The 24,829-nt window shown below is 63.4% G+C and carries 22 protein-coding genes and 2 pseudogenes; 10 read left to right on the top strand and 14 right to left on the bottom strand.

Annotation, left to right across the window (positions count from 1 at the left end):
• Window positions 1-180: 180 nt before the first annotated feature.
• The 3 genes from BN2475_RS32320 (at window position 181) to BN2475_RS32310 (ending at window position 3,265) form a co-directional block, all read left to right on the top strand.
• On the top strand, window positions 181-1,113 hold the full coding sequence (locus BN2475_RS32320; protein ID WP_094783411.1) for a dihydrodipicolinate synthase family protein: 933 nt from the start codon (window positions 181-183) through the stop codon (window positions 1,111-1,113).
• A gap of 57 nt (window positions 1,114-1,170) precedes the next feature.
• Window positions 1,171-2,460, top strand: coding sequence for an NAD(P)/FAD-dependent oxidoreductase (locus BN2475_RS32315; RefSeq protein ID WP_094783410.1), 1,290 nt, complete (start codon window positions 1,171-1,173; stop codon window positions 2,458-2,460).
• 94 nt (window positions 2,461-2,554) lie between these two features.
• Window positions 2,555-3,265, top strand: a complete 711-nt coding sequence (locus BN2475_RS32310) for a TetR/AcrR family transcriptional regulator (RefSeq protein WP_094783409.1) — start codon at window positions 2,555-2,557, stop codon at window positions 3,263-3,265.
• A 119-nt stretch (window positions 3,266-3,384) separates the two neighbouring features.
• Here the strand turns inward: BN2475_RS32310 and BN2475_RS32305 are convergent, their stop codons facing one another.
• Genes BN2475_RS32305 through aroQ form a run of 3 tightly spaced genes read right to left on the bottom strand, consistent with a single transcriptional unit; the run spans window position 3,385 to window position 6,189 of the window.
• Window positions 3,385-4,746, bottom strand: coding sequence for an MFS transporter (locus tag BN2475_RS32305; RefSeq protein ID WP_094783408.1), 1,362 nt, complete (start codon window positions 4,744-4,746; stop codon window positions 3,385-3,387).
• A gap of 49 nt (window positions 4,747-4,795) precedes the next feature.
• A complete protein-coding gene (locus BN2475_RS32300; protein WP_094783407.1) occupies window positions 4,796-5,737 on the bottom strand; it encodes a shikimate dehydrogenase in 942 nt (313 codons plus the stop codon).
• Window positions 5,734-6,189 carry a type II 3-dehydroquinate dehydratase gene (gene aroQ, locus BN2475_RS32295; RefSeq protein ID WP_094783406.1) on the bottom strand — a complete coding sequence of 152 codons (456 nt, stop codon included), beginning with the start codon at window positions 6,187-6,189 and terminating at the stop codon, window positions 5,734-5,736. The genes BN2475_RS32300 and aroQ overlap by 4 nt, the downstream gene beginning before the upstream one ends.
• Window positions 6,190-6,509: 320 nt before the next feature.
• Between aroQ and BN2475_RS32290 the strand changes: the two genes are divergently transcribed.
• The 3 genes from BN2475_RS32290 (at window position 6,510) to BN2475_RS32280 (ending at window position 9,387) form a co-directional block, all read left to right on the top strand.
• On the top strand, window positions 6,510-8,393 hold the full coding sequence (locus BN2475_RS32290) for a bifunctional sugar phosphate isomerase/epimerase/4-hydroxyphenylpyruvate dioxygenase family protein (protein WP_094783416.1): 1,884 nt from the start codon (window positions 6,510-6,512) through the stop codon (window positions 8,391-8,393).
• Between the two features lie 249 nt (window positions 8,394-8,642).
• The gene (locus BN2475_RS32285) at window positions 8,643-8,975 is read left to right on the top strand and encodes a hypothetical protein (protein ID WP_094783405.1); all 333 of its coding nucleotides are present in this window, start codon (window positions 8,643-8,645) and stop codon (window positions 8,973-8,975) included.
• A 151-nt stretch (window positions 8,976-9,126) separates the two neighbouring features.
• Window positions 9,127-9,387 carry a hypothetical protein gene (locus tag BN2475_RS32280; RefSeq protein ID WP_094783404.1) on the top strand — a complete coding sequence of 87 codons (261 nt, stop codon included), beginning with the start codon at window positions 9,127-9,129 and terminating at the stop codon, window positions 9,385-9,387.
• A 107-nt stretch (window positions 9,388-9,494) separates the two neighbouring features.
• On the opposite strand, the gene BN2475_RS32275 is transcribed toward BN2475_RS32280, so the two are convergent.
• Complete coding sequence (locus tag BN2475_RS32275; protein WP_245841737.1) at window positions 9,495-9,752, bottom strand: hypothetical protein; 258 nt, start codon at window positions 9,750-9,752, stop codon at window positions 9,495-9,497.
• 276 nt (window positions 9,753-10,028) lie between these two features.
• On the opposite strand from BN2475_RS32275, the pseudogene BN2475_RS36090 reads away from it, so the two are divergent.
• The 3 genes and pseudogenes from BN2475_RS36090 to pyk all read left to right on the top strand — a co-directional run.
• Window positions 10,029-10,217: pseudogene (locus BN2475_RS36090) on the top strand (hypothetical protein); the annotation flags it as partial.
• 769 nt (window positions 10,218-10,986) lie between these two features.
• Complete coding sequence (gene phbB, locus BN2475_RS32260) at window positions 10,987-11,730, top strand: acetoacetyl-CoA reductase (RefSeq protein WP_094783415.1); 744 nt, start codon at window positions 10,987-10,989, stop codon at window positions 11,728-11,730.
• A gap of 131 nt (window positions 11,731-11,861) precedes the next feature.
• Window positions 11,862-13,277, top strand: coding sequence for a pyruvate kinase (gene pyk / locus BN2475_RS32255; protein ID WP_094783402.1), 1,416 nt, complete (start codon window positions 11,862-11,864; stop codon window positions 13,275-13,277).
• 122 nt (window positions 13,278-13,399) lie between these two features.
• On the opposite strand, the pseudogene BN2475_RS36675 reads toward pyk, so the two are convergent.
• The 10 genes and pseudogenes from BN2475_RS36675 to BN2475_RS32205 form a co-directional block, all read right to left on the bottom strand.
• Window positions 13,400-13,645: pseudogene (locus BN2475_RS36675) on the bottom strand (carotenoid oxygenase family protein); the annotation flags it as partial.
• A 184-nt stretch (window positions 13,646-13,829) separates the two neighbouring features.
• A complete protein-coding gene (locus BN2475_RS36080) occupies window positions 13,830-15,623 on the bottom strand; it encodes a B12-binding domain-containing radical SAM protein (RefSeq protein ID WP_245841735.1) in 1,794 nt (597 codons plus the stop codon).
• 164 nt (window positions 15,624-15,787) lie between these two features.
• Entirely contained in the window at window positions 15,788-16,588 is an 801-nt protein-coding gene (locus BN2475_RS32240; protein WP_143326026.1) for a hypothetical protein, read from the bottom strand.
• Window positions 16,589-17,056: 468 nt separating this feature from the next.
• Window positions 17,057-17,824 carry an AraC family transcriptional regulator gene (locus tag BN2475_RS32230; RefSeq protein WP_094783399.1) on the bottom strand — a complete coding sequence of 256 codons (768 nt, stop codon included), beginning with the start codon at window positions 17,822-17,824 and terminating at the stop codon, window positions 17,057-17,059.
• 158 nt (window positions 17,825-17,982) lie between these two features.
• Window positions 17,983-19,263: an FAD-dependent oxidoreductase gene (locus BN2475_RS32225; protein ID WP_094783413.1), complete on the bottom strand. Its 1,281-nt coding sequence runs from the start codon at window positions 19,261-19,263 to the stop codon at window positions 17,983-17,985.
• Window positions 19,263-19,538 carry a 2Fe-2S iron-sulfur cluster-binding protein gene (locus BN2475_RS32220; protein ID WP_094783398.1) on the bottom strand — a complete coding sequence of 92 codons (276 nt, stop codon included), beginning with the start codon at window positions 19,536-19,538 and terminating at the stop codon, window positions 19,263-19,265. Before BN2475_RS32220 ends, BN2475_RS32225 begins: the two co-directional genes overlap by 1 nt.
• The gene (locus tag BN2475_RS32215) at window positions 19,525-20,658 is read right to left on the bottom strand and encodes an NAD(P)/FAD-dependent oxidoreductase (protein WP_094783397.1); all 1,134 of its coding nucleotides are present in this window, start codon (window positions 20,656-20,658) and stop codon (window positions 19,525-19,527) included. The genes BN2475_RS32220 and BN2475_RS32215 overlap by 14 nt, the downstream gene beginning before the upstream one ends.
• Window positions 20,655-21,611, bottom strand: a complete 957-nt coding sequence (locus BN2475_RS32210) for a 4-hydroxyproline epimerase (protein ID WP_094783412.1) — start codon at window positions 21,609-21,611, stop codon at window positions 20,655-20,657. The genes BN2475_RS32215 and BN2475_RS32210 overlap by 4 nt, the downstream gene beginning before the upstream one ends.
• Window positions 21,612-21,837: 226 nt before the next feature.
• Window positions 21,838-22,101 carry a hypothetical protein gene (locus BN2475_RS35165; protein ID WP_218023757.1) on the bottom strand — a complete coding sequence of 88 codons (264 nt, stop codon included), beginning with the start codon at window positions 22,099-22,101 and terminating at the stop codon, window positions 21,838-21,840.
• 52 nt (window positions 22,102-22,153) lie between these two features.
• Entirely contained in the window at window positions 22,154-22,894 is a 741-nt protein-coding gene (locus tag BN2475_RS32205) for a response regulator transcription factor (RefSeq protein ID WP_094783396.1), read from the bottom strand.
• Window positions 22,895-23,269: 375 nt separating this feature from the next.
• Here BN2475_RS32205 and BN2475_RS32200 point away from each other — a divergent pair, with 375 nt between their 5' ends.
• Window positions 23,270-24,571 (top strand): MFS transporter, encoded by a 1,302-nt coding sequence (locus tag BN2475_RS32200; RefSeq protein ID WP_094783395.1) that lies wholly within the window; start codon window positions 23,270-23,272, stop codon window positions 24,569-24,571.
• Window positions 24,572-24,829 lie beyond the last annotated feature (258 nt).

The raw sequence follows: 24,829 nt of genomic DNA, 5'->3' as shown, positions 1-24,829 counted from the left end.
GGTTGGGCTGGAGGTTGGGTCGGGGGCTGGACCGGGGGTTGGGTCAGATGAGTCGCAAAAGCGATCACAAGATGGAAACAATTCAATATACCTGTGGGGCGCCCCGCCGTATAGTCGGCCGTGGAGACATTCCAATACCTTCGCCGACTCACGACTCTCTCAATCGATAGCGATCTCACCATGACCCAGGCCTCCCATCCCGTCGCATTGCGCGGCGTATTCCCCGTCGCGCCGACCATCTTCGACGACGCCGGCCGGCTCGACCTCGAAGGCCAGAAACGCTGCATCGATTTCATGATCGACGCGGGTTCGAACGGCCTGTGCATTCTGGCGAACTTCTCCGAACAGTTCTCACTGTCCGACGACGAGCGCAACACGCTGATGCACGTCGTGCTCGAGCACGTCGCGGGTCGCGTGCCGGTGATCGTCACCACCACCCACTTCAGCTCGCTTCAGTGCGCCGAACGCAGCCGCAGCGCTCAGGCCGCCGGTGCCGCGATGGTGATGATCATGCCGCCGTACCACGGCGCGACGATCCGCATCGGCGAGCGTGGCATCTACGAGTTCTATCGTACGGTATCCGAAGCAATCCAGATTCCGATCATGATCCAGGACGCGCCGGTCAGCGGAACCGCGTTGTCCGCTCCGTTTCTCGCCCGCATGGCGCGCGAGATCGACAACGTCTCGTACTTCAAGATCGAAACGCCGCAAGCGGCCAACAAGCTGCGCGAGCTGATCGAACTGGGCGGCGATGCCGTGGTGGGCCCGTGGGACGGTGAAGAAGCCATTACGCTGATGGCCGATCTCGATGCGGGCGCAACCGGCTCGATGACGGGCGGCGGTTACGCCGACGGCATCCGGCTGATCGTCGATGCGTATGCGGCCGGCGCTACCGAGGCGGCCGCCGCGCACTATCAGCAATGGCTGCCGCTGATCAACTACGAGAACCGCCAGGGCGGCCTCGCGTCGTGCAAGGCGTTGATGAAGGAAGGCGGCGTGATCCATTCGGACGCGGTGCGTCATCCGTTGCCGGCGATGCATCCGGCAACCCGCGAAGGACTGCTGAAAATCGCGCGCCGGCTCGATCCGCTGGTGCTGCGCTGGGGGCACTGAAGCGGCGCCCTTGCACGGTGACTGGACGCAAGGGCCCGATGCCGCTACCCTAGCGGCATGCAAAGCTATTACGAAACCACTGTCACCCGTGCTTCAGCGTATGCGCCGCTGGCAGGTCGACGCAGCGCCAACGTCTGCATCATCGGCGGCGGGCTCGCGGGACTGTCGACGGCGTTGGGACTCGCCGAACGTGGCGTCAAAGATGTCGTCGTGCTCGAAGCGCAGCAGGTCGGCTTCGGCGCATCGGGGCGCAACGGCGGCTTCGTGTTCGGCGGCTACAGTCTCGATTGCGCCGACCTGCTGAAAACACTCGGCCCCGCACGCGCCCGCGAACTTTATACACTGACCACCGACGCCGTCGATCTGATGCGCGAGCGCATTGCGCGCTACCGCATCGATTGCGACGCGACCGACGCCGGCGTGATCCTCGCGAACTGGTTCGACGAACCCGCCCGGCTCGATGCGCAACGGCGGCTGATGCGCGATTCGTTCGGCGTCGAATGGGAACCCGTATCGGCCGCGCAACTCGCGTCGCAACTGAAGACGCGCCGCTATCACGGCGGCCTGTTCGAGCGCAACGCGTTCCACTTTCACCCGCTCAAATACGTACTCGGCGTCGCCAGCGCCGCGGCTCATGCGGGCGTGACGATCCACGAGCATTCGCCCGTGGTCAGCTTGCAGCGCGAGGGCGCCGGCTTCGTCGTGCACACAGCGCAAGGCGCGCTCGACGCCCGCCACGTCGTGATGGCGGGCGGTGGCTATGCACGCAACGTCTATGCGCGGGTCGAGCGCGCGGTGCTGCCGATCGCCACCTACGTGATGGCGACCGAACCGCTCGGCGCGCGCCTGCGCGACGCGATCGACACGCGCGCCGCCGTCTACGACACCCGCTTCGCGTTCGACTACTACCGGCCATTGCCCGACACCCGCATCCTGTGGGGCGGCCGCATCTCGGTGCGCGACCGCGCGCCTGAAGCGATCGCCCGGCTGTTGCGGCGCGATCTGCTGGAGGTCTATCCGCAGTTGCACGACGTGCGGATCGAGCACGCATGGGGCGGCCTGATGAGCTACGCGCGGCACAAGATGCCGCAGATCGGCCGCAGCGCGGACGGCGTCTGGTACGCGGTCGCGTTCGGCGGGCACGGGATGGCGCCGACCACCGTGTCCGGCGAATTGCTGGCGGCGGCGATCGCCGGCGAGCGTCCGGTACCAGCCGCGTTCGAAACCTTCGGGCTGACGCGCGCTTACGGCGCGCTCGGCCTCGCGGCCGCGCAACTGACCTACACGGCCATGCAGACGCGCGACGCGCTCGCCGCGCGCCGCCACAATGCTCGCGCTACCTTCTGAACCACCGCCATGCCCTGTCATTCGAGCCGCAGACCCGCGCCAGAGGCCGGTTTCGCCATGCTAGAATGCGCCGTCACTGCCGCTCGAACAGACAATGAAAAAGGGAAGCAAGGCCGCCGAGCCTGATACCAACGGCATCCCGTCCGACACGCCTGGCCCCGACGCCCGACGTAGCGACGCCCGTCGCAAGTACGATCCCGAACAGACCAAGCGCAACATCCTCGAGGTCGCGACCCAGGAGTTCTCCGCGATGGGTCTGACGGGCGCACGGGTCGACGCGATCGCTGAGCGCACCAACACCACCAAGCGCATGCTGTACTACTACTTCGGCAGCAAGGAAGGGTTGTACCAGGCGGTGCTCGAAAAGGTGTATGGAGACATTCGCGCGCTCGAACAGGAACTGCACGTCAGCGAACTCGATCCGGTCGAGGGCATGCGCGCGCTGGTCGAATTCACGTTCGACTACCACGACCGCCAGCGCGATTTCGTGCGCCTCGTGACGATCGAAAATATTCACGGAGCGAAGTACGTCGAGCAGGTGAAGACGTTCAAAGGCCGCAACGTCACCGTCATTCATACGATCGAGGATCTGCTTTCGCGCGGCATCGCGGCCGGACAGTTCCGCAGCGACATCGATCCGATCGACCTGCATTTGCTGATCAGCTCGCTGTGCTTTCACCGCGTCGGCAATCGACATACGTTCGGCACGGCGTTCGGTCGCGACCCGTCGCATCCACGCTTGCGCGCACGGCATCGCGCGATGATCGTCGATGCCGTGCTGCGTTTCGTACGCAAGGACGATTGAAGCCGGTTTGCGTCGGCTGGGTCCGACGCAGGTCTGAAATAAAAAACGGGACGTGGCCAAAGCCACGTCCCGTTTTTTTCTGGCCCAGCCGGACCGCTTGGTTCACCTTCAATCCACCTTTAATCCACCAGCACGATCCGCTTGATATCGCCGACGATGAAGATGTACGACAGCGCGCCAACCAACGCGACCACGCCGATGAACACCAGCGCGCCGACAAACGAGCCGGTCGCCGCGACGATGAAACCCACCACCAGCGGCGTCACGATGCCAGCCAGATTCGCGGCGAAGTTGAAGATGCCGCCGGTCACGCCGAGCAGGCCGTCGGGCGCGATATCCGACACCAGCGTCCAACCCAGCGCGGCCATCCCCTGGGCGAAGAACGCCACCGACAGGATCGCGATCACCGCCACGTTGCTCTCGACATAGTTGGCGAGAATGATGGTCGACGCGAGCAGCAGGCCAGCGATGATCGGCAGCTTGCGCGCCACGTTCGGCGACTTGCCGCGACGCAGCAGCCAGTCGGAGAAGAGGCCGCCGAACATTACGCCGATCGACGCTGCGATGAACGGCATGACCGCGAAGAAGCCGATCTTCAGCCACGCCATATGGCGCTCAGTGGCGAGGTATGTGGGAAACCACGTGAGGAAGAACACCAGCGTCGAATTGCCGGCGAACTGGCCGAGGCAGATGCCGCTCAGTTGACGATGCTTGAGCAGGCGCCCGATGGTGCGCCACTCGAAGCCGCTCTTCGCCGGCGCACCCGCCGCACCGGCGTGCTGCTTGCTGTGCGTGAGGCCACCGCCCGCTTCGATGTAGTCGAGCTCCGCCTGATTCGCCGACGGATGGTCGCGCGGCTCGCGATAGAGAAACCACCAGATGACGCCGAACACGATGCCCACGCCGCCCACCGCGTAAAACAGCGAACGCCACCCGAACGCGCCCATCAGCATGAACAGGAACGGGCTAAAAAACGCCAGCCCGATGTATTCGCCGACCGTGTAAGTGCCGGTCGCCATCGCGCGTTCGCTTTGCGGGAACCACGTGGCCACGACGCGGCTATTGGTCGGAAAGCACGGCGCTTCCGACACGCCGAGGCCGAGCCGGAACGCGAACAGGCCGCCGACGCCGTGCACCAGTCCCTGCGCGAGCGTGCACAGCGACCAGAAGGTCATCGACAGGTAGTAGGTCAGCTTGCTGCCGAAGCGATCGAGAAACAGTCCGCCGGGAATCTGCGCGGCCGCGTAGCTCCACGAGAACACGGAAAACAGCAGTCCCATCAACGCGGCGTTGAAGCCGAGCTCCTTCGTCAGTTGCGGCGCCGCGATGCCGAGCACCGTACGGTCGAGATAATTGATCATCGTGCCGACCGCGAGCAGCGCGAGAATCTGATAACGCGCCTTCGAACGGCGCGCGGTGGTCACCGTGGCGTCCCTCTGAAGTGGTGCGTCGGCGGAAGTGGATTGAATCGGTTGCGGCATGTCGTCCTCGTCTCCTCGATATGGTTGTGGTCCGGTCGTACGCTATTGGTTAGCGTCCCCCAAGGGGACTTCCTTCGGGCCTTTGCAACAGTGACTGAAAGTGGCTGTACACGCGTTCTGCGTCCGGTTCGAGACCCGTGAAGATACGCATCGCGTCGACCGCCTGATAGACCGCCATGCCGCCGCCGCTGAGCGTGCGGCAGCCGAGCGCTTCGGCCGCCTGCAGCAACGCGGTGCGAATCGGGAAATAAACGATGTCAGCGACCCATAGATCGCGGTGCAGCAGTTCGACCGGCAACGGCAGGCCCGGCAATTTCGCCATGCCGGTGGGCGTCGCGTGAATCAGACCGTGCGCGGCCGCCAGCGACTCCGCAAGCGACTTGCCGGCGCTGACCTGGCTCGCCGGGAAACGCTGCTGCAATTCCGCCGCGAGTGACGCGGCGCGCGTGGCGTCCACGTCGAACAGCGTGAGCGATTGCGCACCCATGGTCAGCGCCGCATGGGCGACCGCCGCGCCCGCGCCGCCCGCGCCGAGCTGCACGACGCGCTCCAGCGACACATCCGGCAAGCCGCGCTGGAACGCGCGTGCGAAACCGGACCAGTCCGTGTTGTGGCCGATGCGCTTGCCGTCCTTGAACAGCACGGTGTTGACCGCGCCGAGTGCACGCGCGTCGTCGGACAGTTCGTCGAGCAGGGGAATCACCGCCTGCTTGCACGGGTACGTGATGTTCAGGCCGTTGAAGCCCATGCGCTCGGCGGCCTGCAGCAGGTCCGGCAGCGCGGCGACGTCGAGCTGCAGCGCTTCGAGGTCGATGCGCCGGTACACGTAGTGCAGCCCGAGCTGGCTGCCCTCTTCCTCGTGCATCGCGGGCGACAACGATCCGCCGATGCCCGCGCCGATCAGACCGACCAGGTACGAATGGGCGCTCGCCTGCGCGCTGGCCTGGGCGTTGGCCTGGGCGTTGGCCTGGGCGTTTGCTTGTGCGTTCATTTAGCCGCCCTATTCTTAAGGATGGTTGCCATCCGCTCCAGAGCGAAGACATAGCCCTGCGTGCCGCAACCGACAATGATCGCGTCCGCCACCGCCGACACATACGAGTGATGCCGGAACGCTTCGCGGCGATGCACGTTCGAGATATGCACCTCGACGACCGGCTTGTCGATCGCGGAGAGCGCGTCGGCGATTGCGACCGAGGTATGCGTGTAAGCGGCAGGGTTGATCACGATGCCATCGACCTTGGTGCGCGCCGCGTGCAGCCAGTCGATCAACTGGTGCTCGGCGTTCGACTGGCAGAAGTCGACCGCCAGGTCGAGACGCTCGCCCGCGTCGCGGCAGAGTTTCGCCACGTCGTCGAGCGTTTCGGAGCCGTAGATGGCTGGCTCGCGGGTGCCGAGCAGATTGAGGTTCGGTCCATTGAGGACCAGTACGGAGGCAAAACTCATGGCGACGACTCCTGCAAAGTGAAGCGCAACGTGAGCCACCGCACTCGCGCTGGCTCTTCAACGTATAGCGAAGTGTGCGCGCATCGGCGGCCGTCGTCATTCGGGGTTTATACGAATTTGTACCATCTAGTTAGTTTGTATAGACTGTCGAAACTTGGGCTACCGTGGACGATTCCGGCTGGTCTTCCGCTGCAGAAAGTAACGAACTAGCCCATTTTGCGCATTGCAGCATGCCGCTGCGGCCGTGCCTGCAAGCGCGGCGCACCGGCCGCCATGCGCGTTCTTCAACAGCCGTTCAGATTGTTTTGCAGGAGCCGTTCATGCAACGTTCGATTGCCACCGTGTCGATCAGCGGAACCCTCGTCGAGAAGTTGACCGCGATCCAGGCGGCGGGCTTCGAGGGCGTCGAGATTTTCGAAAACGACCTGTTGTATTTCGACGGCTCTCCGGCCGACGTGCGGCGCATCGCCGAAGATCTCGGGCTGAAGATCATGCTGTTCCAGCCGTTCCGCGATTTCGACGGCGTAAGCCCTGAACGCCTCGAGCGCAATCTGGATCGCGCAAAGCGCAAGTTCGACGTGATGCACGAACTGGGCACGGACCGCATTCTGGCGTGCAGCAACGTGTCGCCCGACACCATCGGCGACGACTCGCTGATGATCGACCAGCTCGGCGCACTGGCGCGGGCGGCCGAAGCGGCCGGCGTGATCGCCGGCTACGAGGCGCTGGCGTGGGGCAAGCACGTGAAGACTTACCGTCACGCGTGGAAGCTCGTCGACGCCGTGAACCATCCCAATCTGGGGCTCGTGCTCGACAGCTTTCACACGCTGTCACTGAACGATACGGTGGACGCGATCGCCGACATTCCGGGCGAGCGCATCGCGTTCGTGCAGATCGCTGACGCGCCGAAGCTCGCGATGGACGTGCTCGAATGGAGCCGTCACTACCGCTGCTTTCCCGGTCAGGGCGATTTCGATCTGGCGAACTTCACGGCGCAGGTCGTGAAAGCGGGCTACAAGGGGCCGCTTTCGCTGGAGATTTTCAACGATGGCTTTCGCGCCGCCCCCACCACCATCACCGCTGCGGACGGCCATCGCTCGCTGCTGTTCCTCGAGGAGCAGACCCGTGCGCTGCTCGACGCCACGCAGCAGCCGGTGGGCAACCTGTACCGGTCGCCGGCGGCGCCCGCGCACGTCGGCTATCAGTTCCTCGAGTTCGCGGTCGACCACACCACTCGCACGCGCGTCGCCGACTGGCTCGGCAAGCTGCGCTTTCGCCAGGCCGGCCGGCATCGCTCGAAAGACGTGACGCTGTATCAGCACGGCGCGGCGTCGATCGTGCTGAACGCCGAGCCGGATTCGTTCGCCAACGCGTTCTTCCAGCAGCATGGCCTGTCGCTGTGCGCGGCGGCGTTTCGCGTGGACGACGCCAACCAGGCATTCGAGCGCGCCGCCGGCTTCAGCTATGCGCCGTTCTCCGGACAGATCGGCCCGAACGAACGCGTGCTGCCCGCCGTCCAGGCGCCGGACGGCAGCCTGAACTATTTTGTCGACGAAACGCCGGATCAGCCCACGCTGTTCGAAGCCGATTTCGTGCTTACCGACATCAATGGTCCAAGCGAAGTCGGGCCGCTCAGCCGCATCGATCATGTGTGCCTGTCGGTGCCGGCGAATTCGCTCGATCAGTGGGTGCTGTTTCTGCGCACCGCGCTGGGCTTCCAGGCTGAGCCTGGCGTGCTGGTGCCGGACCCGTACGGTCTGGTGCGCAGCCGCGCGCTGCGCAGCTACGACGGCTCGGTGCGGATCGTGCTGAACGCGTCGGTGGATCGCCACACGGCGGTGGCCGAGGCGCTGCACACGTATCATGGCTCCGGCCTGAACCACGTCGCCTTCAGCACTGGCGACATCTTCAGCGCGATTCCCGAATTCGTCGCCGACGGCTTGCCGGTGCTGCGCATTCCTCGCAATTACTACGACGACCTGGCGGCCCGCTACGCACTGCCGGACCAAACGCTGGACGCGCTGCGCGCGCACAATATCCTGTACGACCGCGACGAACGCGGCGGCGAGTTTTTCCACGCCTACACGGAACTGCTCGATCAGCGCTTTTTCCTGGAGATCGTCGAGCGGCGCGGCGGTTACGACGGCTATGGCGCGGCCAACGCGGCCGTGCGGCTCGCCGCGCAGGCGCAGCGGCGCAAGTAGGCAATCCGGGCGCTCTTTGCGCTGGCGGTCCGCGGCGCTTTGAAGCGAGGTGAATCGGTGGAAATCGGCCACGCCTGGGCACATCGGCGCACTTCGGACACAGCGCGTGCGTGCGTTGGCACGGGCTGAGGCGTCGCCCCCGATATAATGTCGCCTGATTTTCGGCGCTGGCCGGGCGATTGTGTCCGCGGTTATGTCATCCGCGGATCGCGCACGCACCGTCGGCCGAGTCACAAAGCCAGGAGAGATATGAAGAAATTTGCCGTAGTCCTGTCAGTTCCCCTGCTTCTCAGCGCTTGCGCGTACTTTCAGAAGGACCCGGATTCGGGCGAGCCCGTCGCGGACACCACCACGCAGCGCTCCGTCAACGACGTGGTGGCCTGTCTGACCCAAATCGCCAGCAACCATAACGTGGCGTTCAAATCCACGGCGATCCCGCAAGGCCAGATGCTCGACTTTGGCGACTCGAACATCATCAAGGTGCGCGCCGACAATGGTGCGACGACTTACCGTTTCTATGCGGGCAAGCGTCATGTAAGCAATCTGTGGCTCGAGAAGGCCGGTAAAACCTGCGCCCCGTAAGGCCCGGCGCGGTAAGAAACGGTAGCTGCGACAATCGAAAAGTTGCTCCGCTGCAATCTTCATGTCACGGTGTTACAGGACAATGGATCTTAAGAATCGTTTAAGACTTCGTCGACATCATCCATCGGACACTTTTAGCACGAGATTGCACATGAACCAGCCCGACCACACCACGGATGACACACCGACGCCGGCAAGGCGCCCCACCATGCTGCGTCGCCTGCTGAGCCACCACGAACTGGCGACGCTGCTGCTGTTGCTGCATGCGCCGATCGACGCCTCCGCGAAGCCGGAGATTCCGCAACTGCAAGAAGCCGGCTTGATCGAAACGGTTTCCGGCGACTCGGGCGCGTCGCGCTTCCGTCTGACCCGCGAGGGCAACGCGATCCTGCGCGGACTCGGCGTCAAGTAACGCAGGCCGCCGTCTCCATCGGCCGACACGCGCATCGCACGAGGGGCTTCAGCCCGCTCACGCACCCGGCAGGCAAGCTCGCGGACATCGGTCCCGCTCATATCGACTCAGGCTTGCCGTACTCCATACCCCACTTCACGTAGTCCAATCGCCAGTTCGACCTCCATTTCGTGGGCGCCGCGATACGGCATTGGGTTGAACGCTTCGTACAGTTTGGGCGGCACGAGGCGCAAGCCGTAATCGCGCACAAAGCGATTGGCCTGAATGCCCGCCTTGTGCCGGGCGAAACGCAGATTCGGGTCCAGCCCGGTCATTCCCACATACACGCAGGGCTTGTCGAAGCGTACCGAATATAAATCAGACAAGAGCCCACCTGGGACAGCACAACTCGCACTGTGCTGTGAAGAATGCGCGGACTATAGCCGATTGCTCGATCATGTATAAAAACTACATTTTCGCGCGTAGGTGAAATCCCTGGTTTGCGGTGGAAAGGCGCGAAGCGCCAGCCCACAAGGCGTCTGGCGACACCCTCGGATGCGGCGATGCAACAGAAAGGGCGTTGCGATCATGTAGTTTTGCTACTAAGATGACGTTGTCGGTCGACACGACTCCGCCCCGCGATACCTACTGACGCAGTGCGCGTGCGCCCGCCGCAAGCGACGAAGGAGCTCCGATGGTTTTCCCCGCATTCGCAATTGTTGGACGTCACGCAACGCGTGATCGAGCGCATCAAGCCTACCCGTGAAGGGTATCTAGCCCGAATCCCTCACGCTCAGGGCAAGTTCCCAGCGCGCGGCGCGCTGTCGTGCGCGAACCTGGCCCGCGGCTTCGTCGCTTAACCGGGCGGCTCCGACGCAGTCGTCAGAAACGTGCAATGTTCCGCCTGCCGGATGTCCGGCCAAGAGGTACTGATCCGGATTGCGGCGCCTTCCGGTTAATTAGTCATACTAATGATTGCTTTGAAAGCGAAGTCCCTGCCTGGCAGCCAACAGACCAATGTGTGCGCGACCCACGGGCCAGGTGTTTCGATTCATCTATAGCAGAGACAATGAACGCATTTTCGTCTAACGAACTGACGCAATTCAATAAATCGAATGTTTCGACCTTCTTTTCACTGGCCAGCGACGCGTTTGAGGGAACGCGGAAGGTAGCCGAACTGGACCTGCAGGTGGGACACCTCCGGTCTGGCAAAAAGCGTCGCGTGCCTGCAGGAAATGAAGCCCGATACGGCGAGCGCAGACCGGCTGGCTTGGCCGTTGCGCGTTATTGCAGTCCGCTGCCGACAAGACTCTGTCGTACCAGCAGCATGTCCATGACCGATTGCGGTCGCGACCCAGTCCGCCGCAGCGAAGATCATCGACGCGCAGTACGACCAGTTCAGCCGCGACGCACTGGCCCGTATCGATAGCTGGGCAAAGCATGCACCGGCGGGTTCAGAGACAGCCTGCAAAAACCCGCACAGTTCAATCAATGCTGACGCCGTTGCCTCCCGCAACTCAGGAGGCGGCAATGCGTTGTGGCAAAGCAATGGCGGGTTGTGCGAGACGGCCATTGGGTTATTCACGTTCCTCGCAGACATGACGATCACGGATGGAAAGAATGACGAAACGAATTGCTGTAGTGACCGGCGGTATGGGCGGTCTGGGAGAAGCGATCAGTACGAAACTGCACGACGCAGGTTATGCGGTTGTAGTCACGCACTCGCCGAACAACACCGGCGCAGCTGAATGGCTGGCGAACATGGAAACGCGTGGCCGGAACATTCGCGCGTATCCGGTCGATGTGGCCGACTACGATTCATGCCAACACTGTGCGGCCAGAATCCAGGCTGAAATCGGCCCGGTTGACATTCTGGTGAATAACGCCGGGATCACCCAGGACATGACACTCCGGAAGATGGACAAGGTCAACTGGGACGCGGTCATCCGCACCAATCTGGATTCGGTATTCAACATGACGAAGCCGCTGTGCGAAGAGATGGCCGCACGCGGCTGGGGGCGCATCGTCAACATTTCGTCGGTCAACGGTTCGAAAGGCTCGGTCGGCCAAACCAACTACGCCGCGGCCAAGGCCGGTATGCACGGCTTCACCAAATCGCTGGCGCTGGAAGTGGCGCGTAAAGGAGTTACCGTCAACACGGTTTCGCCGGGCTACCTGGCGACAAAGATGGTCACGGCGATTCCACAGGAGATCCTCGATACGAAGGTCCTGCCGCATATCCCGGTGGGGCGTCTGGGCAAGCCCGAGGAAGTGGCGGCGCTCGTGCTTTACCTCTGCTCGGACGATGCCGGCTTCGTGACCGGCGCCAATATTGCGATCAACGGCGGCCAGCACATGCAGTAACGGTAACGCGACGCCCGCGCCAGCCAGTCCGTGCAGGGACACTGCAGCATCAAATGCGCGGGCGAATGCGTTCGCACCGCCACGCACGGAACCACATCGGGCACAGTTCAACCGCAAAAGGAAAGTAACAGATGGACCGCAAACGCAACGCAAAGATTGTCGCCACGCTCGGACCTGCGAGCGGGAGCCGGGAAACCATAGAAGCACTGTATCGGGCTGGCGCCGACGTTTTTCGCCTCAACTTCAGTCACGGTACTCATGAAGACCATCAGCGCCGGCTGGAAATCATCAGGGCTGTGGAGCGGGATGTGGGTCGTCCTATTGGTGTGCTGCTCGACCTGCAGGGGCCGAAGCTGCGTATCGGCACTTTCGCCCAAGGCCCGATTACGCTCGAGAAAGGGGCGTCGTTCCGGTTGGACCTTGACGCGACGAAGCCCGGCGACTCAACGCGCGTGGCGCTCCCGCACCCCGAGATTTTTGCAGCGCTGAAGGCGAACACCACGCTGCTTCTGGACGATGGCCGAATCCAGCTCAAGGTTGAGCACTGCGGTCCCGACTTCGCTGTAACGTCAGTGCTGGTTGGCGGGGCGCTTTCCGAACGAAAAGGTGTCAACGTCCCCGATGTCGTGCTTCCGTTGTCGGCAATGACAGAGAAGGATCGACGTGATCTCGAGTTCGGACTGTCGCTAGGCGTCGACTGGGTTGCCCTCTCATTCGTGCAGCGCGTCGAAGACATTCTCGAAGTGCGCAAGATCGTCAAGGGCAGTGCTGGTATTTTGGCCAAGCTGGAAAAGCCTGCCGCGATAAACAACCTTGATGCGATTGTCGAGGAGGCCGATGCCGTGATGGTCGCACGCGGCGACCTGGGCGTCGAGGTGCCCGCCGAACAGGTTCCGGCGATCCAGAAGCGCATCGTGCGCGCGTGTCGAAAGGCCGGTAAGCCGGTAATCGTTGCGACGCAGATGCTGGAGTCGATGATCAGCGCACCTGTTCCGACACGTGCGGAAGCATCGGACGTCGCGACCGCGATTTACGACGGTGCCGATGCGGTGATGCTCTCCGCGGAGTCGGCAAGCGGCAAGTTTCCCGTTGAATCCGTCCGGATGATGAATCTGATCATCGCGCAGACGGAAAGCGACCCGTACTACCACGAAGTGATTGCAGCCTCGCACACTGAACCCCGTGCGGAAAGTGCCGACGCCATCGGCTACGCGATGCGTCACGTCACTGCGCTGCTCAACGCGGTGGCTACGGTGGCCTATACGAGTTCTGGCTACTCAGCCCTTCGCATGGCACGTGAAAGGCCATGTGCACCCATCGTCGGTATGACACCTCGAAGAACCGTTGCGCGCCGTCTGGCTCTCGTGTGGGGAGTGCACCCGGTGCTCTGCCATGAGGTGATCGATCTTCTCGAAGTCAGCGACCTCGCCTGCGACACGGTACGGAAAGAAGGACTGGGAACATCGGGACAGACCGTTGTTATTTCCGCTGGCATGCCTTTCGGTACGCCCGGAACAACCAACCTCCTGCGCATTGCGCAAATTTGACGAGGTCGAACATGGCGCGCGGCAGCGGAGCTGGTTTGAATCTGACGTCTCAGCGTGCTGTGGTGCCACACTATTTGATCGTATCGGCGGCAGCCTTGCACACAGATGCGTCCTGATCACCAGGGAGTAGGCTGTTCGGTAGCATAGAGATATCGGTACGGCCGGCCGGTCCACTGCTCGTTGATCCGAGGCAACTCGATTCCGTCTTCGCCGACTGGCGTTTCGTCCACGACTCCCGACGTCAGATCGATCCGGTACCGCCACAAAACTCCGACCGGGTTGTCCTCGAACGCAGTGCCGTCCGGTACGAGCCGCAGCAACGACGGATACCGGACGGCATCGAGCACGATCGCCGTCTCGTCAGCGTCGGTGCGCGCGCCCATCGTTGAGTCCGCAGCCAGCGGTTGCGGTAGCCGGTAACCCGGCCGCGCTCGAATGCGATCCCGTGTAGCATCGCCGCCTCCGGCCACCACGACAGCATGCCGTCGCCTTCGAAACGCCCTGACAGTGGCGTTTACCGCCCCCGCTCTGCGGATGACATTGTCAACGATATCACGCTGCAGACGGGCCCGATGACCGGATGGCAATACGCCGGTGGTGGACAGCCAGCGCTGCCTCGCCGCCGCTCGTGGCGTGAAAGAGTCCAAGCTGCTCGAACTCCTCTTCCTGCAGTGGCGTGATGGCGATATCCGTGTAGGCATAACGTTCCGGTGCCTTCAAGACTCCCCTGAGGATAGCCTCTGTCCTGAGGTAGAAGCGCAGATATTTGGTCAACTTGACAGCGGTCTCACTCCAGTAGCGCGGATAGAAGCGAAGCGGCGATTCGACCGGTAGCCCCCAACGGCGGTCACGGCGGTGTTTCATTCGCAGGGCTCCCCCTTCGAGCGGATGCACACCCTCGTGTTCGATCATCAGTCTGAACCAGGCGATTGTGCGCATGATCGTCTTCGGTCGGCCGTTCGGGATCTGCGCTGCCCGCTTGACGATCGTGCGGATGTGCTCGTACGAGTAAAACGCGCTCCAGGCGCACCGATACGCTTCTTCCCATTCAGCGTCCGACATTTTCGGGTGGTGCGTGACCCGGTGGTTGGTGTCGTATTTGTTGATGTCCGGGTCCATCCATTCACCGTTCCTTACCATCGTCTGATGATCCTCGGAGCCCGGAAGCGGGGTGAGCACGAAGAATTCGAGAATGTCGATTGGCAATTCACGCTTGATGATCTCGATGTCGCGCAGGATCGATTCTTTCGTGTCTGCCGGGAATCCGATGATATAGCCAGCGTAGGTAATCGCGCCGTGGGCGCGCCACTTCTGCAGCATGGCGCGGTATTCGGTGATCTTGTTCTGCCGCTTCCTGGCCGCGATCAGATTCTCGGGATTGATGTTCTCAAGCCCGATGAACACGCGACGCACACCCGCGCGCGTTGCCTTCTCGATGAAGTTTGGAATCTTGTGACAGAGCGTGTCGACCTGGATCGTGAAGCCGCAGTGAATGCCTTCCTTTTCCCGAAGTTCGATGACGCGGTCGAGAAGGATTTCCCAGTCGTGGTTGCGGGCAAAATTATCATCCGTGACGAAGAACCGGTCGATGCCCTGCGTTGCGTTCTCGCGGATGATCGCTTCGAGATCGTCGGGGGTGCGAAAGCGACTCTTGTGCCCCTGCACGTTGATGATGGTACAAAACGAGCACTGATACGGGCAACCACGACCGAGGTCAACCGAGGTATAGGTACCTGCCGTGCGTTCGATATGCTTGCGCGGCAAGAAGGGCCGGGGAGCACTTTCGAGCGAGGGTAACGTGTCCATGAAGTTATACAAGGGCTTCATTGCACCATTCCACGCGTCGAGAAGCACCTCATCAAGACGCCGTTCCTCGGCCTCCCCAGCGAAGAGCGCGACACCCATTGCTTGCGCTTCCTTAAGCTCAGCGGGCATCTCGGGCAGCATGGAGATGCAGCCAGCAACATGGAAGCCACCGATCGCAACCGGCAAGCCTGCGGCACGGAACTGGCGGGCGAGGTCGAGTGCGCGCGGGTACTGGTTCGACTGGACACCGACCAGACCAATCATCGATCTCCCGCCCTTTTCCTTCAGGTCACGAATGATGCGCTCTGGCCACACCCGCTGGTTGGTTTCGTCGCATGTTTCGATCTCAAAATGGACGCCAGGGCCCAGCACGTTTCGCTTTCGCGCGTCATCAGCGAGCGCATACATACAAGCGAGTGTATTGGAAGGCATGACCGAGCGGAGCCACTGGATCGGGTAGCCGTCGTCGTCGTAATGGGTCGGCTTGATGAGGACGAGAGAGAATCGGAAACCGTCAGAAATCGAGTACATTGTGTCCATGGTCTGCTCTGTAGCCCTGTCTGGAAGTCACAAAACCGTGAAGGTCGCGAGAAAAGCGGTCGCACGGGCGGATGCCCTGGTGTTCGGTATATTTTCTTCGCAGTCAGGCATGTGCTATGCGCAACAGCGGCCGCTCCGAACGGTTTATCGGCGAGTGGGCGAGCTTATTTTTTTTCACCCGTGCAGACGGTCGTTTGGCTGGGTGGTCGTCCTGGCACTCGAACCGCGGGCGTCGCTGCGTTGTTTTGAGTGACGGTGATCTGAATGTTTTCCGGCATGGTCTTCTCACCCTCCTTTGAGATAAACCTCTTGATCAAAGCCTCGGCGGTCCCGTCAGCGATTTTCGTAGTGCTATCGACGGCCGCCCCCACAATTTTCGTCTTAAGATCTGAGACGTCCTTTATAACCCCTTTTCCTGTTTTTGCCGCGTCGTCGATTAAGTTGCCTAGCGCTATGGACAGTATCGATCCTTGTTTAGCCGCTTGAGCCGTTACAGTGTCCCGGACTTCACTGGGAGTCACTACCGTGACTGGTTGCGATTGACATGATTTCTCGATCGTTGTGTTTAGCCGATCCAAGCGTTCTTCGACGCCCGACAAGTTAGATCGGGCCACCGGATAACCTGCGTCCGACCTTGCGCCCAGTTCCTTTTTGGCGTCACCATGGTCCCATGCATTTCGGCCCAGTAGAAAACCGAGCATTAGGGAGCCAATCACTGCCGGAACGCCCCAGAATTTCAACCTCCACCACTCGCGATGCCAAAGGCGCGAATCTTTCCAACCCTTCCGGTAACCGCGCTCCCACTCCCGATCCGATGCGTCGTCTTTGTACGGCGATTTTTCCGGGTCGTGCGCAAGCCCCGCTAAATAGCCCTCAAGTTCGGGATTCGATTTTGGCCCCGGGGAACTCGATTTTGGAGCCGGAGGTACCGATTCTCCCTCCGGTTTACCGTCACTGGTTTCCATGTGGTCGCCTTTGCAATGCGTTACCAGCGCGAAGATCAAAAAGTCGGTAAGTTAGCCCTTTGCAAGATAGATCGTCAGTCGGCGCTGTAAACCTAGGCAAACCACTAACGCGGCATAGAGCCCTCCCGGTTTGGGGACAGCTCAATTTCGTTTTGAAGATCGATAACGACGAGTGCTGTGTCGGGGAGCTTGCGTCTTATCGGAATCCGAAACGCGCAATCAAGAGCTGTATCGAGACTCTCAACGGACATTCGTCCGTTGGATGGCAAGGGCTGTAACGGGTCGCGATGCGCCATTCGCATTCGGCAACGCACGCCCGTCTGCGCCTCAAGCCCAACCTATCGCGAAGGCTTGTCGAACCGGTAGTCGGGATTCGCGCGGCGAAAGCGCGCCTCGTCCTAGACCGCGTCACCCAGCGCGACGACACGGACGTAGTAGTGATGCACGCGACAGACCATCAGCGGTGACTCAGCTGCGCGACGTGCCGTGCAGCAGCATCCGGTATTCAGTCGGCGTGACGCCGACGGTCGCCTTGAATTGCCGCGTGAACGCGCTGTGATCGGTGTAGCCGCACAGCGCGGCGACGTCGGTGACCTTGTCGTGCGAGACCAGCAGCGCGGTCGCTGCGTCCAGACGTGTCTTCAGCAACACCTGGCGCGGCGTCAGATGAAACACCTTGTGAAAGTAGCGCTCCAGTTGCGCAACCGACATATCCGCCATCGCCGCAAGCTGTTTCAGGTTCAACGGCTGCACGTAGTTTTGCTGGATCGACTGCACGACCGCCGCGAGCCGGCTGTACGCCGGATGGCTGCTCTCGTCGGCTTTCGGATCGCGAGAGATGCCGGCGAGTCCCACTACCCGGCCCGCCGGGTCCCGCAGCGGCTCCTTGCAGGTCAGGCACCAGCCCGGCTGGCGACCGGGGTAGAGGTGCAATTCCAGCTGATCGACCATCTGATTGCCGGCGCCGATGATCGCCTGGTCCTGCGCCGTATAAATACGTCCGAAGCGGCGCGGGAACACGTCCTCGGCGGTCTTGCCGAGCAGCGCGGCCTTGTCCTTGAAACCGCAACGCGAAGCCAGCGTGCGATTGACCAGCGCATAGCGCGCTTGCGCGTCCTTGACGAAGAACACGACGTCCGGCATCGCGTCGAACACCGGCTCGAGCAGCCTGAAGTGCGACAGCATGCCGGACAGCGTTGCCTCGTCCGATTCGAGCGGATGAGCCAGCGTGTTCATCGTGCGGGTCCCGTTGGTCGGTGCATGGAGAGGTGCATTCGCGAATGGTTTCGTCGTGGCGGCCACGCGGGTTGGTGCGGGTTGGCGCGGGTAGGTATTGGCAGTCGATTATAGGGCCGCGAGGCGGCCGACAAAATCCGCGGCCGCAAGCCGGTATGTCACTCGGGCGGCAGCTCGCTGGCTGGCGTCATCAACGTGGCGATTTGCGCCGGACTGAATGGCGGCCGCGGCACGGCAGCGGGCCAGCCGAAGTACAGACTGGCCGCCGCGCCGCAGATGCGTCCCTGGCAGGCGCCCATGCCACAGCGCGTATGCAGCTTGGCATCACGCCAATCCGCGCGCTGACGTACCGCGCCGATGCTCACGTCTTCGCAACGACACAGCAGCGTGGCGTCGGCGGGCGGCGTGCGCGCGGCGTCCTGCAAGGCGAACGCTGTTTCGACGCGCCGGCCGAAGCGGCGCCAGCGCGATCGCTGCGAATACAGCACGGCGTACTCCGCGACGGCGGCGCCGCGCGCCGCGAGACCGGCGATCTCGCCTTCCACGCCGGCCAGCTCCGCGCCACCAACGCCTGTGCATTCCCCCGCCGCGAACACACCGTCGACCGAGCTTCGCTGCTCGTCATCGACGACGATCTCGCCCGCGTCGTTGATCGCGCAGCCGAGCGCCTGAGCGAGCGTGACGTTTGGCACGAGCCCATAGCCGCAGGCGATGCGGTCGCAGTCGAGTGTCACGTCGCGATGGCCGCGCCGGATGGTTACGCGCTGCACGTGGCCTGCGCCGTGCGCCTCGCGCACGATGCTGCCGGTCCAGTAGTGCAGTCCCGCGAACCCGCGTGTCATGCCGAGCGCCTGCCGCAACTTCGCGGGTTCGATCAACAGCGACGCGCCGAAGCGCGCGACCGCGGCGGCCGACGCCTGCTCCACCACCGCGACCACTCGCGCGCCAGCCGCGCGTGCGGTGGCGAGTGCGGCAATCAGCAAAGGACCGCTGCCGGCAATCACGATCCGTTCGCCGCGCACCGGCATGCCGCCTTTGATCAACGCCTGCAATGCGCCCGCGCCGGTCACACCGGGCAGCGTCCAGCCGGCGAACGGCAGGAGCCGCTCGCGCGCACCGGTCGCGAGGATCAGGCGTTCGTAGGTGATGCACACGCCGCCGTGTTCCGCCGATTCGAGCAGCAGACCGCGCGGACCAAGCGGCGCGATTACGCGCGTCGACGGCCAGTGCGTGAGCGTGCCGTGCTCCTTCAATGCGGCGAGCAGCGCGTGCAGCGGTGCCTGCGGCGGATGACCCGGACCCTGGCGCCAGATCTGGCCGCCAGCGCGCGGATTGTCGTCGAGCAGCGCGACCGTGGCGCCATCGCGCGCCGCCGCATGTGCCGCATTCAAGCCGGCCGGTCCGCCGCCAACCACGACGATATCGAAGTGCCGCGTCATCATCGCCCGCCCGCCGCGTCGAACGTGCGCACGGTCTGGCCTTCGCGGCACAGGGTCTGGCAAGCCAGCGCGTGCGGCCGGCCATCGATCGTCACGCGGCATTCCTGGCACACGCCCATCCCGCACAGCACGCTGCGCGGCTCCCCGCCGACCGATCGCCGCGTCCCGCCCGCGCCCGCGACAACCAGTGCCGCGGCCACGGTGGTGCCCGCTTCGACATCGATGCTTCGGCCGTTTATCGTCAAACGGATGCGGGCGGCGTCAGTACTCGTCATGGGCTACCTGTTCAGTGAAACGGACCGGCAAATAAGGCTCGAGGGGAATCGGCGCGGCGCTCGCGACGATCTGTGAGGCAAGCAGCTTCGCGGTGGCCAGTGAGGTCGTCACGCCCAGACCTTCATGACCGACGGCAAGCCAGACGCCGGGTGCGAAGTCGCCAGCCGGTCCGATGAGCGGCAGTCCATCCGGCGACGCCGCGCGAAAGCCGGTCCATGCGCGAATGCCGTTGAGCGTCGGCAATACCGGCAGATAGCGCGCGGCGCGTTGCAGCATCTGCGCGAGCACGGGCATCTCGACTGCGGGATCGGTGGTGTCGAACTGGCGCGACGAGCCGATCAGCAGTTGGCCCGTAGGACGCGGTTGCGCATTGAACGCGACCGAGGTGCCGGCCGCATGATGCGCACTCTTGATATAGCCGAGTTCGAGCAGTTGATGATGGACCAGGTCGGGATAGCGGTCAGTGATCAGCAGATGGCCTTTCTTCGGCTGCAACGGCAGCGACGGCACCAGTTGCTGCGCGCCCAGACCGTTGGCGACGATTACGTGCGCCGCGCTGACGCGCTCACCGTTAGCCAGCGTGACGCCGCCCGCGCTGATCGAAGCTACGGGCGTCGCGAGGCGTACGCTTATGTTCGCCGCGCCCGGCGACTGCGTCAGCAGCCACTCCGCCACCGTGGGCGCGTACACGACACTGTCGTGCTCGATGCGCAATCCGCCCGCGAGCGATGCGTTCAACGCCGGCTCGCAGTGGCGCAACGCCGTCGCGTCCAGCAACTGCGCCGCGATGCCCTGTGCTTCGAACGCCGTCTGCATCGCGCGGGCGGCTTGCCACTCTTCGTCGTCGGCTGCGACCCACAGCGTGCCGCATTGCGCGAATGCATCACGCGCGTGCAAGCACGGCGCCAGTTGCAGCCACAAGTCTCGCGAGTAGCGGCTCAGCGCAAACTCCGCCGGCGAGTCGTTCATCACGACGAGATGGCCCATGCCGGCCGCCGTCGCGCCGCCGCCGATGCATTGCGCGTCGAGGACCTCGACCTGCATGCCGAGCGCAGCCAACTCCGCCGCGCACGCGGCGCCGACAATGCCGGCCCCAACGATCAACGCGTCCGCGCTCATGCCGTCCGAATGCCCCACGCGAACGGATCGCGCTCGTCGAAACAGAGGCGGCCTTCCGCCATGATGTACGCGTGGCCGGTGATGGTGGGAATCACCGACACGCCATCGCCCGCATGCCGGTAGCTCGCTTCGAATACGCTGCCGATGATGCTCTCCTGCCGCCATACCGCACCTTCGGCCAGCTTGCCATCAGCGGCGAGACAGGCGACTTTCGCGCTCGTGCCGGTGCCGCACGGCGAGCGGTCGTACGCATTGCCGGGACACAGCACGAAGCTGCGGCTGTCGATGCCGTCGCGCGAGCCGGGTCCGAAGAGTTCGATGTGGTCGATCAGCGCGCCATTTGCGCCGGTGATGTGCTGCGCGATCAGCGCGTCGCGAATCGCCGAGCTGAAGGCGGTCAAGCCGGTGAGATCCGACGCGTCCAGTGCGCGGCCATGATCGGCGACGAGAAAAAACCAGTTGCCCCCCCAGCCGATATCGCCGGTCAATACGCCGTAGCCCGGCACCTCGACCCGCACGGCCTCGCGATACCGATAGGCCGGCACGTTGCGCACGGCGACGCTGCCGTCCTCATTGAGCGTCGCTTCGACCACGCCGACCGGCGTCTCGATCCGGTGACGCCCCGCACCGATGCGCCCCAGATGCGCGAGCGACGCGACCAGCCCGATCGTGCCGTGTCCGCACATGCCGAGATAGCCGACGTTGTTGAAGAAGATCACGCCGGCCGCGCACGTGGGGTCGTCCGGCTCGCAGAGCAGCGCGCCCACCACCACATCCGAGCCGCGCGGTTCGGTGACGATGCCCGCGCGCCAATCGTCGAAGCGTGTGCCAAACACCTCGAGCCGTTGCGCGAGCGTGCCGCCGCCGAGGTCCGGGCCGCCTGAAACCACCAGGCGGGTCGGTTCACCGCCGGTGTGCGAGTCGATGATGTGCAAGGTTTTCATGACGCTCATGGTAGGAACGGCGGGCCTGCCGGTCTTGGTGTGCTTGCGCGCGGATTGTGACGATTTCAGCATAGCCGCAGCGAGGGCGCGGCAGATGTCGCCATCGAGCAGAACCGGAGCGACGCGCGCACGCATGTCATGTTCTGAAGATGACCGTGACCGTCATTGTGCGACGTTGAACACTCGCTTTCAACACTTCGCACATCGCGTCGTACATACGTTTTGTGCCTTGACTTCATGCTACTGCGTGCACATCGGCTGTGCCAAAATCGTCATTCACTACGCGCGATTTGCGCAAGACGGCAGCATTTTCCCTGCTTACACTGCGCTTCAATCCATCGCACCTGGGAGAGCAGTCGTGGCGCATATCTGGGAAGGCGTATTGCCAGCGGTCACTACCAAATTCCACGCGGATTTCAGCATAGACCGCGCCGATGCGAACGCGCTGCCGCTGATGGCGGGCGAAGAGCGCAAGGCGGTCGAAGCGTTGATTCGCCACGCAATCGAGACGCGGCCGGCTCTGCCGCAAGTCTGCCGCAACCGCTCCGCCCTCAGGCTGCCTGCTTGTCCGCGTTCGGGTCGGCCGACACTTCGACGTCTGCGCCCTGGCGCAAATGCAGCAGCCGATAGCCGCTTTTGTAAATCGGTTGCAGCCGGAATTCGTTGTGCGCTTCGATTTCCAGCAGCAGGCGCAGCCGCGAGACGTGACTGTCGATCGTGCGGGTGAATTCGCGGAACTCGCGGCCCCAGACCATCGCGAAGATGTGATCACGCGACATCACGCGGCCGATATTGGAGAAGAACAGCGCCGCCAGCCGGTACTGCGTGCCGGACAGCGGAACCGGCTGACCGCGCAGCATGACGAGTTGGCGGCGCGTGTCGAAATGGTAGGGACCGACGTCGAAGCTCGATGCGCCCAAAAGCTCCGGATACGCGCGCCGCAGCAGCGCCTCGATGCGCTCGCGAAATTCGGCGGGGCGCAGCGGCAGCGCCACATAGTCGTCCGCGCCGGCGGCCAGCGCGCGCACCATGCTCTTCTCCGACGTGTCGCTCGACGCGAACATCACCGGCAAGCGATCGCCGCCGAGCCCGCGCGTCGACCTCAGGACTTCGGCACCCGACAGCCGTGTGGCCTGCCAGTCCAGCACCAGCAGATCCACGCTGGAACGCGCAAGCGCTTTCGACATCGCGAGGCCATCGTCGTAGCCCACGCAGGTATGGCTCGCGTTCAGGAGAACTTGTTCGATCGACTGACGCATGACCGGGTCACGCTGAAGAACAGCAATGCGCATGGGTGGCTCTCAACGAGGAAGTCCGGACGCCATTCTCGGAGGCACATCCGTTCCTGCCCATAGGAGCACTCCTAAACTGCATATCTTTCAAGCGCTACCGGCGGCCGGCTGTCGCGGCTCGCGGTGCGCGGCACGAAGGCGACAGGAAGCCCATCATTAGGAAGTTTCTTCAATCTAATTAAGCACTTCCGAAAGCAAGTGGCTTTCATCCTGTAAAATCCCCGCCCGGTCCCAGTCGTCACCGCGCTTGTCCTATCCGGGCGACGCGGCGGTGTCCCGTGCTCTACCCAGCGCTTGCCACACTTCTCGCCCGACGACCGCCGTATTTCCAAGCGCCACACGTGTGGTTCCCAATTCAAAGACAACGACATAGCAATGCAAGCGACAAATCTGGGTGGAGCGCAGGCTGTCACCCCACGTCCTCTTGGGCGCAGCGATTTCAAGACACTCGGTCTCGCCGCGCTCGGTGGCGCACTCGAGTTCTACGACTTCATCATCTTCGTGTTCTTCGCGCCGGCAATCGGCCAGCTGTTCTTCCCCGCCGAGATGCCCGACTGGCTGCGCCAGCTGCAGACCTTCGGCATCTTCGCCGCGGGCTACCTGGCGCGGCCGCTTGGCGGCATCATCATGGCGCACTTCGGCGACCTGTTCGGCCGCAAGCGGATGTTCACGCTGAGCGTGCTGCTGATGTCGGTGCCGACGCTGATGATGGGCCTGATGCCCACCTACGCGAGCGTCGGCGTGCTGGCGCCGGTGCTGCTGTTGCTGTTCCGTGTGATGCAGGGCGCAGCGGTCGGCGGTGAAGTGCCGGGCGCCTGGGTGTTCGTCTCCGAGCACGTGCCGCAGCGGCACGTCGGCTATGCGTGCGGTACGCTGACGGCCGGCCTCACGGCAGGCATCCTGCTCGGCTCGCTGATCGCGTCGGCGGTGAACCGCCATTTCGAGCCGGCGGAGATCTCCGCGTACGCGTGGCGCATTCCGTTCCTGGTGGGCGGTGTGTTCGGCATGTTCTCGGTCTATCTGCGCCGCTGGCTGCATGAAACGCCGGTGTTCGCCGAACTCAAGCAACGCAAGGCGATCGCCGCGGAAGTGCCGCTCAAGGCGGTGCTGCGCGACCACGGCCGCGCCGTAATCGTTTCGATGCTGCTCACCTGGATGCTGTCGGCCGCGATCGTCGTGGTGATCCTGATGACGCCGACGCTGCTGCAAAAGCAGTTTCACATCGCGCCGGCTACCGCCTTGCTGGCGAACTGCGTGGCGACGCTGTGCCTGACGATCGGCTGCGTGATGGCGGGCTCGATTGCCGGGCGCATCGGCGCGGGGCGCACGATTTTCATCGGCGGCCTCGCACTGGCGGTGACGTACTACGTGATGTTCCAGCAACTCGCCATCGACACGTCGGCGCTGGTGCCGCTGTATGCGGCAGCCGGGCTGTTCGTCGGCGTGATCGGCGCGATTCCGTTCGTGATGGTCAAGGCGTTCCCGCCGGTGGTGCGCTTCTCCGGCATTTCGTTCTCGTACAACGTCGCCTATGCGGTGTTCGGTGGCCTCACGCCGATCGCCGTGTCGCTGATGATGAAGTCCAACCCGATGGCCGCGCCGATGTATGTCGGCGCGATCTGCATTCTCGGGGCGTTGACGACGCTGTTCATCAAGGACGCACCGCAAGCGCGGTGATGGGCATTGAAGGGCGCTGATCCCGCTTGATCGTCCTGCTTCGCAAACGGCGCTCGATGGAGCGCCGTTGTTCGCCGTTGTTGTTTATAGCGGGCTGAACGCGCCCTGGCTTGCCGGAGTTTCGGCCTCGCAAGGCTGCGGCCGTTTCCGCGCCTGGGCTGCGGCGCTTCGGCGCCGCCGCTGACACCGACACCGACACTTCACGCCACGCCGAAACATGATGGCCCGCCGCGCGCATACAGGTTCGCGATCATTCTG

Source organism: Paraburkholderia ribeironis, assembly GCF_900019265.1.
In the GTDB taxonomy this organism is placed as follows: Bacteria; Pseudomonadota; Gammaproteobacteria; order Burkholderiales; family Burkholderiaceae; genus Paraburkholderia; species Paraburkholderia ribeironis.
The sequence above is the reverse complement of the archived record's forward strand: the minus strand, read 5'-3'. Positions and strand labels throughout refer to the sequence as shown.

Bases quoted from the DNA above. Each gene is read 5' to 3' on its own strand.
- BN2475_RS32225 (WP_094783413.1), bottom strand. From the start codon at position 19,263: ATGACGCGGCACTTCGATATCGTCGTGGTTGGCGGCGGACCGGCCGGC.
- BN2475_RS32210 (WP_094783412.1), bottom strand. From the start codon at position 21,611: ATGAGCGTCATGAAAACCTTGCACATCATCGACTCGCACACCGGCGGT.
- BN2475_RS32290 (WP_094783416.1), top strand. From the start codon at position 6,510: ATGCAACGTTCGATTGCCACCGTGTCGATCAGCGGAACCCTCGTCGAG.
- pyk (WP_094783402.1), top strand. From the start codon at position 11,862: ATGGACCGCAAACGCAACGCAAAGATTGTCGCCACGCTCGGACCTGCG.
- BN2475_RS36080 (WP_245841735.1), bottom strand. From the start codon at position 15,623: ATGGACACAATGTACTCGATTTCTGACGGTTTCCGATTCTCTCTCGTC.
- phbB (WP_094783415.1), top strand. From the start codon at position 10,987: ATGACGAAACGAATTGCTGTAGTGACCGGCGGTATGGGCGGTCTGGGA.
- BN2475_RS32215 (WP_094783397.1), bottom strand. From the start codon at position 20,658: ATGAGCGCGGACGCGTTGATCGTTGGGGCCGGCATTGTCGGCGCCGCG.
- BN2475_RS32315 (WP_094783410.1), top strand. From the start codon at position 1,171: ATGCAAAGCTATTACGAAACCACTGTCACCCGTGCTTCAGCGTATGCG.
- BN2475_RS32230 (WP_094783399.1), bottom strand. From the start codon at position 17,824: ATGAACACGCTGGCTCATCCGCTCGAATCGGACGAGGCAACGCTGTCC.
- BN2475_RS32305 (WP_094783408.1), bottom strand. From the start codon at position 4,746: ATGCCGCAACCGATTCAATCCACTTCCGCCGACGCACCACTTCAGAGG.
- BN2475_RS32205 (WP_094783396.1), bottom strand. From the start codon at position 22,894: ATGCGCATTGCTGTTCTTCAGCGTGACCCGGTCATGCGTCAGTCGATC.
- BN2475_RS32285 (WP_094783405.1), top strand. From the start codon at position 8,643: ATGAAGAAATTTGCCGTAGTCCTGTCAGTTCCCCTGCTTCTCAGCGCT.
- BN2475_RS32220 (WP_094783398.1), bottom strand. From the start codon at position 19,538: ATGACGAGTACTGACGCCGCCCGCATCCGTTTGACGATAAACGGCCGA.
- aroQ (WP_094783406.1), bottom strand. From the start codon at position 6,189: ATGAGTTTTGCCTCCGTACTGGTCCTCAATGGACCGAACCTCAATCTG.
- BN2475_RS32310 (WP_094783409.1), top strand. From the start codon at position 2,555: ATGAAAAAGGGAAGCAAGGCCGCCGAGCCTGATACCAACGGCATCCCG.
- BN2475_RS32240 (WP_143326026.1), bottom strand. From the start codon at position 16,588: ATGGAAACCAGTGACGGTAAACCGGAGGGAGAATCGGTACCTCCGGCT.
- BN2475_RS32300 (WP_094783407.1), bottom strand. From the start codon at position 5,737: ATGAACGCACAAGCAAACGCCCAGGCCAACGCCCAGGCCAACGCCCAG.
- BN2475_RS32280 (WP_094783404.1), top strand. From the start codon at position 9,127: ATGAACCAGCCCGACCACACCACGGATGACACACCGACGCCGGCAAGG.
- BN2475_RS32200 (WP_094783395.1), top strand. From the start codon at position 23,270: ATGCAAGCGACAAATCTGGGTGGAGCGCAGGCTGTCACCCCACGTCCT.
- BN2475_RS32320 (WP_094783411.1), top strand. From the start codon at position 181: ATGACCCAGGCCTCCCATCCCGTCGCATTGCGCGGCGTATTCCCCGTC.